The organism is Amycolatopsis kentuckyensis (genome assembly GCF_041679295.1).
GTDB lineage: Bacteria > Actinomycetota > Actinomycetes > Mycobacteriales > Pseudonocardiaceae > Amycolatopsis > Amycolatopsis kentuckyensis_A.
This window is the reverse complement of record NZ_JBGDMD010000016.1, coordinates 66898-81722: the sequence shown is the minus strand read 5'-3', so window position 1 is coordinate 81722 and position 14825 is coordinate 66898. Positions and strand designations below refer to the sequence as shown.

The following is a 14825-nucleotide window of genomic DNA, read 5'->3' as shown; positions in this document are numbered from 1 at the left end:
CGCTTCGGCGATACCCTGCCCGGGTGACCGAGCCGAAAGAGATCTCAGAAGGCGTAGTCGACCTTCTGGGTGTGATCGCCTACCTCGAACTTTCCGCGTTCGACCGGATGGCCGAAGACGCGCGCAGCGCCCCGACCCTGGCCGGGCGGGCGGCGCTGGCGCGGATGGCGGCCGCGGAGATCGGTCACTACGGCCTGCTGGCCGACCACCTGGCCGCCCACGACGTCAAGATCGAAGACGCGATGACGCCGTTCGTGGCGCAGGTCGACGCCTGGCACGCGTCGACGCCGCCGAAGTCGTGGCTCGAGTCGCTGGTCAAGGCCTACGTCGGCGACGGGCTGGCCGCCGACCTCTACCGCGAGATCGCCAGCTGGCTCGACCCGGAGACCAAGGACCTGGTGCTCACCGTGCTCGCGGACACCGGCCACTCCGCGTTCGCCGAGCGCGAAGTCGCGGCCGGTATCGAAGCCGATCCCAAGACCCGTGACAAGCTCGCCCTGTGGGGGCGCCGCCTGCTCGGCGAGGCGCTCACGCAGGCCCAGTACGTCGTCGCCGAGCGCGACGGGCTGGCCGAGCTGATCATCGGCGGTTCGGGTGACCTCTCCGGAATTGCGGCGCTGTTCCGGCGGTTGCAACAGGGGCACACGAAGCGCATGCAGGCGCTCGGCCTGGGCTGAACCCGATGGAGTACCCGGAAGTGACGACGCGGTCGGGCGCGGACATGCGCCACCGGAACGAGCCGGTTCGGTTAGCCTTGGCCGGCACATCCCTTACGAATTTCCAGCGGAGGTCCCACGTGGAGGTCAAGATCGGCATCAAGGACACGCCGCGCGAGCTGGTGGTGTCCAGTGGCCAGTCTCCCGAAGAGGTGGAGAAGCTGGTCGCCGAGGCCCTGACGGCCGGTGACGGGCTCTTCCGCATCAACGACGAGAAGGGGCGCAAGTACATCGTCCCGTCCGACCGCATCGCGTACGTCGAGATCGCCCCGTCCGACGTTCGCAAGGTCGGCTTCGGCGTCGGCGACTGACCCATCGCGGCCAAGGCCACTCCGGGACGTTCCCGGGGTGGCCTTTCGCATGCCCGGGAATCACCGGATTGTGCTGTTTTGCTTGGAGTGTCGCTTTTTTGGCGCCTAGCTTCGCCGGGTGACCACTCTCGAACAGGCCGCCGTCGCGGACCTCGTGCGGAACACCCTTTCCGCGCACAAGTCGTTGTTCCTCGCCACCTCGGGCAGCACCGGGCCGTGGGTCGGCGGGGTCTACTTCGCCGAGACCGGCGAGTTCACGCTGAACCTGGTCCTCGAGGACCGGGGCCGGACGCTGGCCGCGATCCGCGAGAACCCGGTGGTGTCGGTGGTCGTCTCGACGGGCTCCCCGATGCAGCCGTTCCTGCAGGCCCAGGCCCTGGCCGAGGTCGTCGGCACCGACGAGGACGCGCGGGTGCGCGAGCTGCTCGTGGCGAAGGTCCCGGAGGCGGCGCCGTTCCTGGCCGCGCCGGTCACGGCGGTCCGGCTGACCGTGCGGAAGTGGCGCGCGACGGACATCGCGAACGGCCTGCTGCCCGGCGTCGAGCTGCCGGGACCCCGCTTGCCCTAGGCGTTCAGCTCTTCCAGGGTCGTGGGCACGTGGAACGGAGGCGTGCTCGTGCCCATGATCCGGTACCGGCCCCACGGGTCCGGGTCCGACAGCTCGCCCTCCGCCGTGTACGAACCCGCCTGGATCGTCACCGGCTTCTTCTTGCCGCCGGCCAGCTCGGTCAGCTCCTCGTTCACCGCCACCCGGCCGTACCAGCGGTAGAACCCGTCGATCGGCTGGAAGTAGCCGCGCAGCTCCACCGCCACCGGCAGCGAAACGCCGTCGACCACGAGGGTCGCCTCGCCGCTGTAGCCGTCTTCGTCGTGCTCGCTCATGACGTTTCCTCCACCGGCTCCGAAGCGCGGCCCAGCTGGACCACCTTGTTGGCTTCCAAGGGCAGGTTCGGGTCGATGACCACGCCGTTCTGGCGGGTCAGCCCGTCGATCGCCGCCCAGATGATCTGCGTCAGGTACTCGACGACCGCGTCGCGGCCCATCGACCGGCGGTCCAGCCACCATTCGCCGGTGTTCTGGACCATGCCGACGATGCCGTGCGCCCACGGCTCGGCCGCGCCGGAGTCCATGTTGAACATCCGCATGTAGTCGCCGAGCAGCGCCGTCAGCGCCGTCGCGATCAGTTCCTTGTCCTCGGCCACGACGTCCGACGAGACCGGCTTCTCCGGCCGTCCGTGCGCCAGCAGCCGGTACAGGTTCGGGTGCTCCTCGATCACCGTGAAGAACGCGTCGAGCGCCATCCGGATCCGCGGGACCGGCGCGAGCTCGGCGTTGATCGCCGGGATCAGGCGCTCGAACAGGATCTCCGTGCCGCGCTGGCCCAGCGCCACGTAGAGGTCGGCCTTGTCGTCGAAGTGCCGGTACAGCACCGGTTTCGTGACGCCGGCCTCCGCGGCGACGTCCTCCATGCCGAGGTCGGGGCCGTGCGTGTCGAGCGCCCGCAGCGCGGCCTCGACGAACTCCTTGCGCCGCGCGATCCGGTGCTTGCGCCAGCGGTCGCGGCGGGCGTCGCCGGTCGTCTCCTCGTCGCGCGACGAGGACCTGGGCTGCTTGCCGGAGCGCTTGACACGTTCGATCACGGGGCTCATGCTACGCACAGGTAACTGTTACCTCAAGTTACACATTGCGGAAGGGGTGTCGGCAATGACGCGGACGCTGAAGGAACCGGATCGCGAGAAGACCGCGGACCGCCTGCTGAAGTCGTCGGCGAACAAGTTCTACGACCCCGACGTCGACATCGACTGGACGGCGCCGCTGGTCGAGGGCAAGCGCTTCATCCTGGACGAGCGCTCCTCGCTGTACGGCACCGAACTCTGGGACAAGCTGACCCCGGAGCAGCGCATCGAGCTGGGCAAGCACGAGGTCGCGAGCGTCGCGACGACCGGGCTGTGGTTCGAGATCCTGCTGATGCAGATGCTGCTCAAGGAGGTCTACGAAGAGGACCCGACGTCCGCGCACGCCCAGTTCGCGCTCACCGAGATCGCCGACGAGTGCCGGCACTCGACGATGTTCGCGCGGATGGCGTCGCGGATCGGCTGCCCCGCGTACGGCCCGGTGCCGTGGCTGCGGAAGCTGGCGAAGCTGATGCCGTCGATCTCCTACGGGCCGGCCCGCTACGGCGCCATCCTGGTCGCCGAAGAGGTCCTGGACCGGCTGCAGCGCGAGCAGATGAACGACGAGGGCGTCCAGCCGCTGGTCCGGATGGTCAACCGGATCCACGTGCTCGAAGAGGCCCGGCACGTCACCTTCGCCCGCGAAGAGGTCACGCGCGGCATGGCGAAGCTGTCGAAGGCCGAGATCGCCTACCAGCAGTTCATCATCGCGCTGATCTCGTACTTCGTGACGCGGGCGTTCATCAACCCGAACGTCTACAAGGCGGTCGGCATCCGGCCGCGCGACGGCGTCGAAGCTGCGCTGAACAACCCGCACTGGCAGGGCACGATCGCGTGGGCCGGGGAGAAGATCATGCCGTTCCTGCAGGAGTCCGGCCTGGTCGGGCTGCCCGGGAGGTACTTCTGGCGCAAGTCGTTCCTGCTCCCGGCGGGCCGGTGACCACCGCGTCGCGGCTGCGCGACCCCTCGATCGAGCACCGGTTCGTCACGAGCGACGGCGCCGCCCTGCACGTCTCGCAGTCCGGGCCGGCCGACTCGGCGGTGACGCTGGTGCTCGTGCACGGCTGGACGCAGGACCACCGGACGTGGGACTTCGTCCTGCCGCACCTCGACCCCGGCGTGCGCGTGCTGCGCTACGACCTGCGGGGCCACGGCGGTTCGGCACACGCCCGCCCCGGCGGCGCCACGATCGCGCGGCTGGCCGACGACCTCGCCGAGCTGATCGCTTCGCGGGTCCCTTCCGGGCCTCTCGTCCTGGCCGGGCACTCGATGGGCGGCATGACGCTGATGGTGCTCGCCGAACGGCACCCCTCGCTCGTCCGGGAGCGGCTGGCCGGGGCGGCGTTCGTGGCGACGTCGTCCGGCGACATGGACAAGCTGACGCTCGGCTTCCCGGGCCTGGTCGGCCGGGGCGTGACGCGCTTCGAGCCGCGGGTGGCCCGGCTTTTGGCGGGCCTTCGGAGCGAGACCCTGCGGCTGCGGCCGGGGATGGTCCGCTCGGGTGCCCGGCGGCTGGTGTTCGGGGTGCGCCCGGGGCGTGCGCAGGTGGACAGCGTCGTCGAGCAGCTGCTGGCGGCGCATCCGGCGAGTGCGGGGATGTTCTTGGACGCGATCGCGGCCCATCGGGGAGTCGGTGGGTTGGGGGCGCTGTGTGACGTGCCTTCGGTGGTGCTGGCGGGGGAGCGGGACCGGTTGTGTCCGCTGGCGCACGCCAAGGTGATCGCCGATGAGCTGCCGCACGCGGAGTTCGTGCGGTTTCCGGGCGCTGGGCACATGTTGCCGCAGGAACGGCCCTTTGAGGTGGCTCGGCGGATCTCCGCGCTGGTTCGGACGGCCGCGCTGAAGTGACGTGAATGACTCATTCATGTCGCCTGACGACATGAATGAGTCATTCACGTCATCCGGGTCAGGCGTCCTTGAGCGGGAAGCCGCCGCCGATGCCGCGCCACGCCAGGTTGGCCGTCAAGGCGACGGCCTCTTCGCGGCTCATCGACTGGTGGTGCTGCAGCCAGAACCTCGCGCTGACCTGGCTCATCCCGACCAGGCCGACCGCCAGCAGCCGTGCCTTGTCCTCGTCGAGGCCCGCGTCCGCCGTGATCGTCTCGGTGATCGCGTCCACGCTCGCCGACGTCGCTCGGTCGACCGCTTCCTGGACCGCCGGCTCGCCGCGCAGGTCGGACTCGAACACCATCCGGAACGCGCCCGCGTCCTCGCTGACGAAGTCGAAGAACGCGCCGACCGTGGCCGGGACGCGCTGCTTGTTCTCCGTCGTCGAGTCCAGCGCGTTCTGCACGCGCTTCACGAGCTCGTCGACGTGGCTCTCCAGCAGCGCGATGTACAGGTCGAGCTTGCCGGGGAAGTGCTGGTAGAGCACCGGCTTGCTGACACCGGCCACTTCGGCGATCTCGTCCATCGCGGCGGCGTGGTAGCCGTTCTCGGCGAAGACCCGCTGCGCCGCCGCGAGGAGCTGGGCCCGCCGTTCCGTCCGGGGCAGGCGCACCCCACGTTGCTGCAGCCGCGTCATCTCCGTCATGCTCGTCCTCCCGTCATCGCTTCTTCGACGGGCGGGGTCGCCACCGCGTGAAGTCGACCTGAAGATTACTCGCCGGTATGTATGCCTTGCCACGGGTCGGGCATCCTGAATCCGTGAACACCGCCGCGACCACGCGGGCGCCGCTGACGCACGTGCCCCTCTCGACCAGGGAATTGCCGTCCCTCGAGCCGTTGAAACCGCCGTGGCCCGCGGCCTTCGAAGAGGTCGGCACCGCCCGCCTCCACGTCCGCCGCACCCCGGGCCCGGACGGCGTGCCCGCGGTCTACGTGCACGGCCTCGGCGGCTCGTCGACGAACTGGACGGACCTGGCCGCGCTGCTCGCGCCGGTCGCCGGCGGCACCGCGCCCGACCTGCCCGGCTTCGGCTGGTCCGAGCCGGAAGAAGGCTTCGACTTCAGCCTCCAGGCGCACGCGGAAGTCGTCGCGCGGCACATCGAGGACGTCGGCGCGCCGGTCCACCTGCTCGGCAACTCGATGGGCGGCGCCATCGCGCTGCTCATCGCCGAGCGGCGCCCGGAGCTGGTGAAGACGCTGACGCTCATCTCGCCCGCGATGCCCGACCGCCGGCTCGACCCGCGGCGGTTGTCCGACCCGCGGATGGCGCTGGCGTACCTCCCGCTGGTCGGCGCCCGGGTGCGCGCCCAGCTGGCCGCCCTCGGCCCGCGCGAGCGCGCCGCGCAGGTGATCAAGCTGTGCTTCGCCGACCCGTCGCGGTTCCCGGCCGAACGGCTGGACGAGCTGGCCGAGGAGCACGGCGCCCGCGCCGGGTTCGCCTGGGCCGCGCCGGCGATGGCGCGCAGCACGTTCGCGATCTTCCGCGCGTGGTCGACGCTCGGGAAGGCGTCGCTCTGGTCGGCGGCGCCGCGGGTCCAAGCCCCGACGCTGGTGGTCTGGGGGCGCGAGGACCGGGTGATTTCCGTGAGACGCGCCATGCGGACGGCCAAGGTGATCCCGAAGGCGCGGCTGCTCGTGCTGCCGCGGACCGGCCACGTGGCCCAGATGGAACGCCCGATCGTCGTAGCGAAGGCCGTCCTCGGCATGTGGGAGCACGTCGAAGCCGGTACTTGGTAGTCCGATCGGGTGACAACAAATCCCCGGGCGGTCCGCCAGTCGCCGATAACGGTTCGGTGGCGCTGTGGCACCCTGGTGCGGTGGATCGGGTGAAGCAGGACGCGCGAGGCGACGATCGGCGGGCTCCCCACCGCGCGTCGGCCCGCCGCGCGACCGGCGGCTCCGAGCCCGAGGACGCCCCGCGGACCGGGCAGTACCGGCCGGCCAAGCCGGCCGCCCAGCGCGTCGGCGAGGACCGCTACCGCCCCGGCGGCCGGCGCACCACCGCCGAGCCGCTGAGCGCGTCGTGGAAGCCGCGGGTCGAGGCCTCGCGCGAGAAGGCCGCGCCGCCGCAGAAGACGGGGATCGCGAAGCTCACCAAGACCTACGGCTGGCGCGTCTACGCCCTGCCGATCCTGGTGGTGCTGACCGTGCTCGTCGTGGTCAACACCGCGAACAGCCCGGCCGAGCCGATCGCCGAGCAGGGCGCTCCCGCCGGTATCGAGTCGGCGGGTGGGGACGCCGCGGGTGGCGCGATCGACGGCAACGGGGAGCAGGCCATCCCGGAGAACCCGGCCACGCCGGTCGACCTCAAGGTGCCGACCGCCGACCTGCCCGAGGGCACCCCGTTCACCCAGGCCGGCGCGGGAAAGTGGCACGTCGTGCCCGGCAACGGCCCGAAGGTCGGCACCGGAAAGCTCTACACCTACACCGTCGAGGTGGAGGACGGGATCGACCCGGCGAGCTACGCGGGTGACGACGCCTTCGCGACCGCCGTCCAGGGCACGCTGTCCGATCCCAAGAGCTGGACGTGGGACGGCAAGATCGCGCTGCAGCGCGTCGACGCCAACTTCCCGAACCCGTCGTTCAGGGTGAGCCTCACCACGCCCGAGACGACGCACCGCGCCGACGCCTGCGGGTTCCAGATCACCTTCGAGGCGTCCTGCTACCGCAAGAGCCTCGGCCGCGTGCTGATCAACCTGGCCCGCTGGGTGCGCGGCGCGAAGGCGTTCGGCGCCGACATGACCGGGTACCGGCAGTACGCCATCAACCACGAGGTCGGGCACGCACTGGGCAACCAGCACGTCGGCTGCGGCGGCAACGGCCAGCCCGCGCCGGTGATGATGCAGCAGTCCTTCGGGGTGTCCGACGACTACGTGTCGATGCTCAACGACATCCCCGGCGGCGACAAGGGCAAGGTGGCCAAGGACGGCCGCGTCTGCGTCCCCAACGCCTGGCCGAACCCGACGCCGAAAAAGCAGTAGCGCGTCTCACTGCGTGGACGCGGGAAGGCATGTTTGCCTGCGGGCGTTGTGCATAGTGGGATGGACGCGATACGCGCGCGAGATGGAGGACCCATGTCAGCACTGCCGCCGCTCGTCGAGCCGGCTGCCGAGCTCACCAAGGAAGAGGTGGCCCGGTACAGCCGTCACCTGATCATCCCCGACGTCGGGGTGAACGGGCAGAAGCGGCTGAAGAACGCGAAGGTCCTGGTGATCGGGGCCGGCGGCCTCGGCAGCCCCGCGCTGCTGTACCTGGCCGCGGCCGGGGTCGGCACGCTCGGCATCGTCGACTTCGACGTCGTGGACGAGTCGAACCTGCAGCGCCAGGTCATTCACGGCCAGTCCGACGTCGGCAAGCTCAAGGCCGCTTCGGCGCAGGAGTCGATCGCCGACGTCAACCCGTTCGTGAAGGTGCACCTGCACACCGACCGGCTGGACTCGTCGAACGCGCTGGAGATCTTCGAGCAGTACGACCTGATCGTCGACGGCACCGACAACTTCGCCACGCGCTACCTGGTCAACGACGCCGCCGTGATCCTCGGCAAGCCCTACGTCTGGGGCTCGATCTTCCGGTTCGAGGGCCAGGTCAGCGTCTTCTGGGAGGACGCGCCGAACGGCAAGGGCCTCAACTACCGCGACCTCTACCCGGAGCCGCCGCCCCCGGGCATGGTCCCCTCCTGCGCCGAGGGTGGCGTGCTGGGCGTGCTGTGCGCGTCCATCGGCTCGATCATGGTGACCGAGGCGATCAAGCTCATCACCGGCATCGGCGAGCCGCTGCTCGGCCGCCTGATCAGCTACGACGCGCTGGAGATGAAGTACCGCGAGGTCAAGATCCGCAAGGACCCGGAGACCCCGAAGATCACCGAGCTGATCGACTACGAGGCGTTCTGCGGCGTGGTTTCGGACGAGGCGGCCCAGGCGGCGTCGGGCAGCACCATCACCCCGGCCGAGCTCAAGGCCAAGTTCGACAGCGGCGAGAACTTCGCCCTGATCGACGTCCGCGAGCCGCACGAGTACGAGATCGTCAACATCAAGGGCGCGACGCTGATCCCGAAGGACCGCATCCTCTCGGGCGAGGCGCTGGCCGAGCTGCCGCAGGACAAGCCGATCGTCCTGCACTGCAAGTCGGGCGCGCGCTCGGCGGAGGCCCTCGCGGCCCTGCACGCGGCCGGCTTCAAGGACGCGACGCACCTCGGTGGCGGCGTGCTGGCGTGGGCCAAGCAGATCGACCCGAGCCTGCCGACCTACTGACAGTGGTCCTCCGTGAAGGCCGCCTCCAGCTTCGGAGGCGGCCTTCGCGGCGTTTCGTCCGAGTCGTGCCGGGAGTTCTAAAACACTCTGTGACCAGCGCGTCTTCTCGTTCGTGGAACACCCGGCCGGGTACCGTCACCAGTTGTGCGGTCAACCCTCGAACGCCCTCCGGCGCACGTCTGCTCGGCCTTCGGCGGCCCCGGCGACGTCGGTGAGCCGCTGCCGGACTCGACGGCGTGGCGCAGCGGCGACCTCGTGTTCAAGCCGGTCACGGACAAGGCCAAGACACTGTGGACGGCCCGCGCGCTGGACTACGTCCACGAGCCGGGCCTGCGGGTGGCGAAGCCGGTCCGATCCAGCGACGGCCGCTGGATCGTCGGCGGCTGGACGGCGTCCAGGTTCGTCCCGGGAACGCCGGAGCACCGCGGCGACGCATCGGTGCTGGCGGCGGTGAAGCTGCACCGCGCGACGATCGGCCTGCCCCGGCCGGAGTTCCTCGCGGGCCGCCGCGACGTCGACGCGATCGCCGACCGGGTGGCGTGGGAGGAACTCGAGGTCCCCCTGGAGGAAACGAAGGGCGGCCGCTGGTTCGAGGTCCTGGCGGGGGCGCGCCGCCCGATCAAGCTGCCGGCCCAGGTGGCGCACGGAGAGCTGCTGGCGGGATTGCTGTTCGACGGCGACGCGGCCCCGGGGGTGGTCGACTTCGTCCCGTACTACCGCCCGGGCGAGTACGGCGCGGCGATCGTGGCGGTGGACGCGCTGGCGTGGGGCGGGGCCACCCGGGAGTTGCTGGAGCGGTGGGCGCACTTGCCGGAGTGGCCGCAGCTGCTGCTGCGCGCGGTGCTGTTCCGGTTGGCGTCGAACGCGCTGAACCCTCGTTCGACACAGGCGTCGTTGGACGGCCTGCGCGTGGCGGCCCGGGAGGTCTCCGGCGTTCTGTAACCCAGGTCACGCACCTCACCGCCGAGGGCGCGTGATTCCCGCAGCAATGTCAACTGCCTGAAACATTCCGTCGATTTCGAGTAACACGGCCTCCTTAGCGTCAGGGCATCCGAACCGCCGAGGAGGTGCCCGTGCCGCAGGTCGACACCCACTGCCCGTACTGCGCGCTGCAGTGCGGCATGACCCTCGACGGCTCCCGCGTCGCGCCGCGGGACTTCCCCGTGAACGCCGGCGGTCTCTGCCAGAAGGGCTGGACCTCCGGCAGTCTCCTCACGAGCCCGAAGCGCCTCACCACCCCGATGATCCGTGTCGACGGCGCCCTCGAGCCCGTCAGCTGGGACTTCGCCCTCGACTTCGTCGCCCGCAAGCTGCGGGAAACGCAGGAGAAGCACGGCCCCGACGGCGTCGCGATCTTCGGCGGCGGGGGCCTCACCAACGAAAAGGCCTACCTGCTCGGCAAGTTCGCCCGCGTCGCGCTCGGCACCTCGCAGATCGACTACAACGGCCGCTTCTGCATGTCCTCGGCCGCCGCGGCCGGGACCAAGGCCTTCGGCGCCGACCGCGGGATGCCCTTCCCCGTCACCGATCTCAAGAACGCCGACGTCGTGCTGCTCGCCGGAGCCAACCCGGCCGAGACCATGCCGCCGTTCACCCAGCACCTGCGCGGGGCCGACCTGATCGTCGTCGACCCGCGGCGCACCCCCACCGCCGAGCTGGCGAGCCTGCACCTCGCCCCCGCGCCCGGCACGGACCTCGCGCTGGCGCTGGGCATCCTGCACGCCGTCGTCGAAGGCGGGCACCTCGACCGGTCCTATGTGGACGCTCGGACTAACGGCTTCGAGGACGCCTGGCGGATCGCCGCGAGCTGGTGGCCGGAACGGGCCGAGCGCGTCACCGGGGTCTCGGCCGCCGACATGCGCCTCGCCGCCGCGAAACTCGCGAACGCCCGCAACGCCTACATCCTGACCGCGCGCGGCACCGAGCAGCACGCCACCGGCACCGCGACCGTGGGCGGCTGGATCAACCTGGCCCTCTCCCTGGGCCTGCCCGGCCGCGAGGGTGCCGGCTACGGCTGCCTCACCGGCCAGGGCAACGGCCAGGGCGGCCGCGAGCACGGCCAGAAGGCCGACCAGCTGCCCGGCTACCGCAAGCTCGACGACCCCGCCGCGCGCGAGTACGTCGCCGGCGTCTGGGGCGTCGACCCGGACAGCCTGCCCGGCCCCGGCCGGTCGGCCAGCGAACTGCTCGAAGCGCTCGGCCAGGACGACGGCCCGAAGGCCCTGATGGTGTTCGGCAGCAACGTCGTCGTCTCGGCGCCGAGGTCGCAGCGCGTCCAAGATCGACTGTCCGAACTGGACTTCCTGGTCGTCGCAGACTTCGTGTTGTCGGAGACGGCCGCGCTGGCCGACGTCGTCCTGCCGGTCACCCAGTGGGCCGAGGAAGCCGGCACGCTCACCAACCTCGAAGGCCGCGTCCTGCTGCGCCGCAAGGCGATCGACGCGCCGCCCGGTGTCCGGTCCGATCTGGACGTCCTCAACGGACTGGCGAAACGACTGGGTCAGCCGGAAAACCGGTTCCCGGCCGACGCCGAGACGGTGTTCGAGGAGCTGCGGATCGCGTCCAAAGGCGGGATCGCCGACTACTCCGGGGTCAGCTACGACCGCCTGCGCGCCGGTGAAGCCCTGCACTGGCCGGTGCCCGCGGGCGACCACCCCGGTACTCCGCGGATGTTCCTCGAGTCGTTCGCCCACCCGGACGGCCGCGCGCGGTTCGTGCCGGTCGAGCACACCGGACCGGCCGAGCTGCCGGACGACGAGTTCCCGTTGCAGGCCACCACCGGCCGCGTCCTGCAGCACTACCAGTCCGGCGCGCAGACGCGGCTGATCAAGGAACTGAACGATGTCGTCCCGGAAGCGTTCGTCGAGGTCCACCCCGACACGGCCAAGCGCGCCGGGCTCGAAGAAGGCGACTCCGCACGAATCCGCTCCCGGCGTGGGGAGACGACAGCCAAAGTCCGGTTCGTCCAGTCGCTGCGGCCCGATCTCGTGTTCCTGCCGTTCCACTTCCCGGGTGAGCAGCGCGCCAACCTGTTCACCAATCCTGCGCTCGATCCGGTGAGCCGGATGCCGGAGTTCAAGGTGTGTGCCGTTTCCCTCGAGTCAAAAACAGTGGTGCGAAGCGCCTCCGTTGAGGGTGGTGGCGGGGGCATGGATGGAGTGGATGGTGCCGCGTGAGTCCCCGTGAAGTTGTCATAGTCGGCTACGGCATGGCCGGTGCCCGGCTGGCCGACGAGATCCGCCGCCGCGACCCGATCGCCGAACGCGTCCGCCTGACCGTCCTCGGCGCCGAAAAGCACGCCGCCTACAACCGCGTCCTCCTCTCGGCCGTCGTCGCCGGCGGGATGAGCGCCGAAAGCGTCCGCCTGCACGACGACGAATGGGCCGCGCGCCACAACATCGACCTGCGGCTCGGGGTCGACGTCACCCGCATCGACCGCGAGAAGCGCTGCGTCGAGCTCGGCGACGGGTCCACAGTGGATTACGACGCGCTCGTGCTCGCGACCGGCGCGAACCCGTGGATCCCGCCCGTCGAAGGACTCGAAGCCGGGCCGGGCGTGGTCGCCTTCCGCAGCCTCGACGACTGCGCCAAGATCCTCGACGCCGCCCGCTTCGGTGCCCCGGTCGCCGTCCTCGGGGGTGGCCTGCTCGGCCTCGAAGCCGCCCGCGGGCTGGCCGGGCGCGGCAACCAGGTGACCGTCGTGCACCCGCTCGGGCACGTCATGGAACGCCAGCTCGACCCGGCCGCCGGGCACGTGCTGGCCCGCCGGCTCACCGACCTGGGCGTCACGTTCAAGTTCGGCGCCACCGCCGCCCGCTACCTGCCGGGCGACGGCCTCAAGCTCGACGACGGCACCCTCGTCCCGGCCGACCTGGTCGTGGTCGCCGCCGGCGTCCGCGCCGAGACGGCCCTGGCCGCCGACGCCGGCCTCGACGTCGACCGGGGCATCCTCGTCGACGACGTCCTGCGCACCAGCGACGGCCGCATCCACGCGCTCGGCGACTGCGCCCGTCACCCCGGGGCGCCGGCCGGGCTGATCCAGCCCGCGTGGGAGCAGGCCGAAGTCCTCGCCGACGTCCTGACCGGCACCAACGCCGCCGCCCGCTACCGCGGCACCACAGCCGTCACCCGGCTGAAGGCCCGCGGCATCGACCTCGCCGCACTCGGCGAGACGCAGCTCGACGCCGGTACCCCGGACGTCGAGGTGCTCACCTTCAACGACCCCACCGGCGGGCGCTACGGCAAGCTCGTCGTCCGCGAAAACCGCGTCACCGGGGCGATCCTGCTCGGCCTGCCCGACGCGGCCGCCTCGATCACCCAGTTCCACGACCGCGGCACGCTGCTGCCCGACGACCGCCTGGCGGTCCTGCTGGGCCGGGCGCTGCCCAGCGGCAGCGCCCCGGCGGCCAGCCCGGCCGACCTGCCCGCGGCGGCGGTGATCTGCCGCTGCAACAACGTCACCAAGGGCCGGCTGGTCGAGGCCTGGAAGGCCGGGGCCACCGACACTCCCGCACTGGCGCGGGCCACCCGGGCCACGACCGGCTGCGGCGGCTGCGCGGACGCCGTCGGCGGTATCGCGAACTGGCTCGCGGCGCAATGACCAACCCGACCCGTCGCAAGGAGAACACCGTGGCACACCAAGGAAAGCACTGGATCGAGCACTGGGAACCGGAGAACGAGGAGTTCTGGGAGTCCACGGGCAAGAAGGTCGCGCGCCGCAACCTCTGGTTCTCCGTGTTCGCCGAGCACATCGGCTTCTCCATCTGGACACTGTGGTCGGTCATCGTCCTGTTCATGGGCAAGGACTACGGCTTCTCCGCCGCCGACAAGTTCCTGCTCGTCTCGACGCCGACGCTGATCGGCGGCCTGATGCGGCTGCCCTACACCTTCGCCGTGGCGAAGTTCGGCGGTCGCAACTGGACGGTCGTGTCGGCCGTCCTGCTGCTGATCCCGACGACCCTGGCCGCGGTCGTCCTGCACCCCGGCACGTCGCTCGGCACGTTCCTGCTGGTCGCCGCCCTCGGCGGGGTCGGCGGCGGCAACTTCGCATCGTCGATGACGAACATCAACACGTTCTACCCCGAGAAGCACAAGGGCTGGGCACTCGGCCTCAACGCCGGTGGCGGCAACCTCGGCGTCGCGGCCATCCAGCTGGTCGGGCTGCTGGTGATCGGCACGGCGGGCGCGACCGCGCCGCGGATCGTGCTCTACGTCTACATCCCGCTGATCGTCGTCGCCGCGGTGTGCGCGTACTTCTACATGGACAACCTCGCCACCGTGAAGGGTGACACCAAGGCGATGCGCGAGGTCGTCAAGGACCCGCACACCTGGGTGATGTCGTTCCTCTACGTCGGCACGTTCGGCTCGTTCATCGGCTACAGCTTCGCCTTCGGCCTGGTGCTGCAGAATCAGTTCGGCCGCACCCCGCTGCAGGCGGCCGCGGTGACGTTCCTCGGTCCGCTGCTCGGCTCGCTCTCGCGGCCGGCGGGCGGCTGGCTGGCCGACCGGATCGGCGGCGGCAAGATCACCTTCTTCACGTTCGTCGGGATGGCGCTGGCCACGGTCGTGCTGATCCTCGCGTCGACGTCGAAGTCCCTCGCGCTGTTCACGATCGCCTTCATCGTGCTGTTCGTGCTCACCGGCATCGGCAACGGCTCGACGTACAAGATGATCCCGGCGATCTTCCGGGCCAAGGCGAAGGTGGCGATTTCGAACGGCGCCGAAGAGGCGGCCGAACTGCTCAAGGCGCGGCGCCTGTCGGGCGCGCTGATCGGCCTGGCCGGCGCGATCGGCGCCGAAGGCGGGCTGTTCATCAACCTCGCCTTCCGGCAGTCGTTCGCCGACACCAAGAGCGGCGTCCCCGCCTTCATCGGATTCCTCGTCTTCTACGGGCTGTGCTTCGCCGTCACCTGGGCGGTCTACCTGCGCAAGCCCGCCGAACAGCCCACGAGTGAGCGCGGTCTGGCGCTCGCGGGAGCGGAGGTCTGA

15 protein-coding genes are annotated in these 14825 nt (G+C 70.7%); 12 read left to right on the top strand and 3 right to left on the bottom strand.

Going from position 1 to position 14825, the window contains the following annotated elements; translation table 11 throughout:
- The first annotated feature begins 23 nt into the window (after positions 1–23).
- From ACERZO_RS45535 to ACERZO_RS45525, 3 genes are all read left to right on the top strand, one after another.
- On the top strand, positions 24–677 hold the full coding sequence (locus ACERZO_RS45535) for a ferritin-like fold-containing protein (RefSeq protein WP_372672222.1): 654 nt from the start codon (positions 24–26) through the stop codon (positions 675–677).
- A 119-nt stretch (positions 678–796) separates the two neighbouring features.
- On the top strand, positions 797–1027 hold the full coding sequence (locus ACERZO_RS45530) for a DUF3107 domain-containing protein (RefSeq protein WP_013223016.1): 231 nt from the start codon (positions 797–799) through the stop codon (positions 1025–1027).
- Between the two features lie 118 nt (positions 1028–1145).
- Positions 1146–1595 (top strand): pyridoxamine 5'-phosphate oxidase family protein, encoded by a 450-nt coding sequence (locus ACERZO_RS45525; protein WP_372672221.1) that lies wholly within the window; start codon positions 1146–1148, stop codon positions 1593–1595.
- Here the strand turns inward: ACERZO_RS45525 and ACERZO_RS45520 are convergent.
- Together ACERZO_RS45520 and ACERZO_RS45515 are read right to left on the bottom strand one after the other, a co-directional pair.
- Entirely contained in the window at positions 1592–1909 is a 318-nt protein-coding gene (locus ACERZO_RS45520; RefSeq protein WP_372672220.1) for a DUF4873 domain-containing protein, read from the bottom strand. The two genes, ACERZO_RS45525 and ACERZO_RS45520, sit on opposite strands and share 4 nt — an antisense overlap.
- Positions 1906–2676, bottom strand: coding sequence for a TetR/AcrR family transcriptional regulator (locus ACERZO_RS45515; protein WP_372672219.1), 771 nt, complete (start codon positions 2674–2676; stop codon positions 1906–1908). Before ACERZO_RS45515 ends, ACERZO_RS45520 begins: the two co-directional genes overlap by 4 nt.
- Positions 2677–2731: 55 nt before the next feature.
- Between ACERZO_RS45515 and ACERZO_RS45510 the strand changes: the two genes are divergently transcribed.
- Positions 2732–3640 (top strand): AurF N-oxygenase family protein, encoded by a 909-nt coding sequence (locus tag ACERZO_RS45510; RefSeq protein ID WP_372672218.1) that lies wholly within the window; start codon positions 2732–2734, stop codon positions 3638–3640.
- Positions 3637–4548 (top strand): alpha/beta fold hydrolase, encoded by a 912-nt coding sequence (locus tag ACERZO_RS45505; RefSeq protein ID WP_372672217.1) that lies wholly within the window; start codon positions 3637–3639, stop codon positions 4546–4548. The genes ACERZO_RS45510 and ACERZO_RS45505 overlap by 4 nt, the downstream gene beginning before the upstream one ends.
- Before the next feature lie 58 nt (positions 4549–4606).
- On the opposite strand, the gene ACERZO_RS45500 is transcribed toward ACERZO_RS45505, so the two are convergent.
- On the bottom strand, positions 4607–5233 hold the full coding sequence (locus ACERZO_RS45500; RefSeq protein ID WP_160701635.1) for a TetR/AcrR family transcriptional regulator: 627 nt from the start codon (positions 5231–5233) through the stop codon (positions 4607–4609).
- A gap of 77 nt (positions 5234–5310) precedes the next feature.
- Between ACERZO_RS45500 and ACERZO_RS45495 the strand changes: the two genes are divergently transcribed.
- The 7 genes from ACERZO_RS45495 (at position 5311) to ACERZO_RS45465 (ending at position 14825) form a co-directional block, all read left to right on the top strand.
- Positions 5311–6324, top strand: coding sequence for an alpha/beta hydrolase (locus ACERZO_RS45495; protein WP_372672216.1), 1014 nt, complete (start codon positions 5311–5313; stop codon positions 6322–6324).
- Between the two features lie 80 nt (positions 6325–6404).
- On the top strand, positions 6405–7568 hold the full coding sequence (locus ACERZO_RS45490; RefSeq protein WP_372672215.1) for a DUF3152 domain-containing protein: 1164 nt from the start codon (positions 6405–6407) through the stop codon (positions 7566–7568).
- 93 nt (positions 7569–7661) lie between these two features.
- A complete protein-coding gene (gene moeZ, locus ACERZO_RS45485; RefSeq protein ID WP_372672214.1) occupies positions 7662–8837 on the top strand; it encodes an adenylyltransferase/sulfurtransferase MoeZ in 1176 nt (391 codons plus the stop codon).
- Positions 8838–8981: 144 nt separating this feature from the next.
- Positions 8982–9779, top strand: coding sequence for a TIGR02569 family protein (locus ACERZO_RS45480; protein ID WP_372672213.1), 798 nt, complete (start codon positions 8982–8984; stop codon positions 9777–9779).
- 131 nt (positions 9780–9910) lie between these two features.
- Positions 9911–12013 carry a molybdopterin oxidoreductase family protein gene (locus tag ACERZO_RS45475; RefSeq protein WP_372672212.1) on the top strand — a complete coding sequence of 701 codons (2103 nt, stop codon included), beginning with the start codon at positions 9911–9913 and terminating at the stop codon, positions 12011–12013.
- Positions 12010–13437, top strand: a complete 1428-nt coding sequence (locus tag ACERZO_RS45470; RefSeq protein ID WP_372672211.1) for an FAD-dependent oxidoreductase — start codon at positions 12010–12012, stop codon at positions 13435–13437. The genes ACERZO_RS45475 and ACERZO_RS45470 overlap by 4 nt, the downstream gene beginning before the upstream one ends.
- Positions 13434–14825 (top strand): nitrate/nitrite transporter, encoded by a 1392-nt coding sequence (locus ACERZO_RS45465; protein ID WP_372672210.1) that lies wholly within the window; start codon positions 13434–13436, stop codon positions 14823–14825. Before ACERZO_RS45470 ends, ACERZO_RS45465 begins: the two co-directional genes overlap by 4 nt.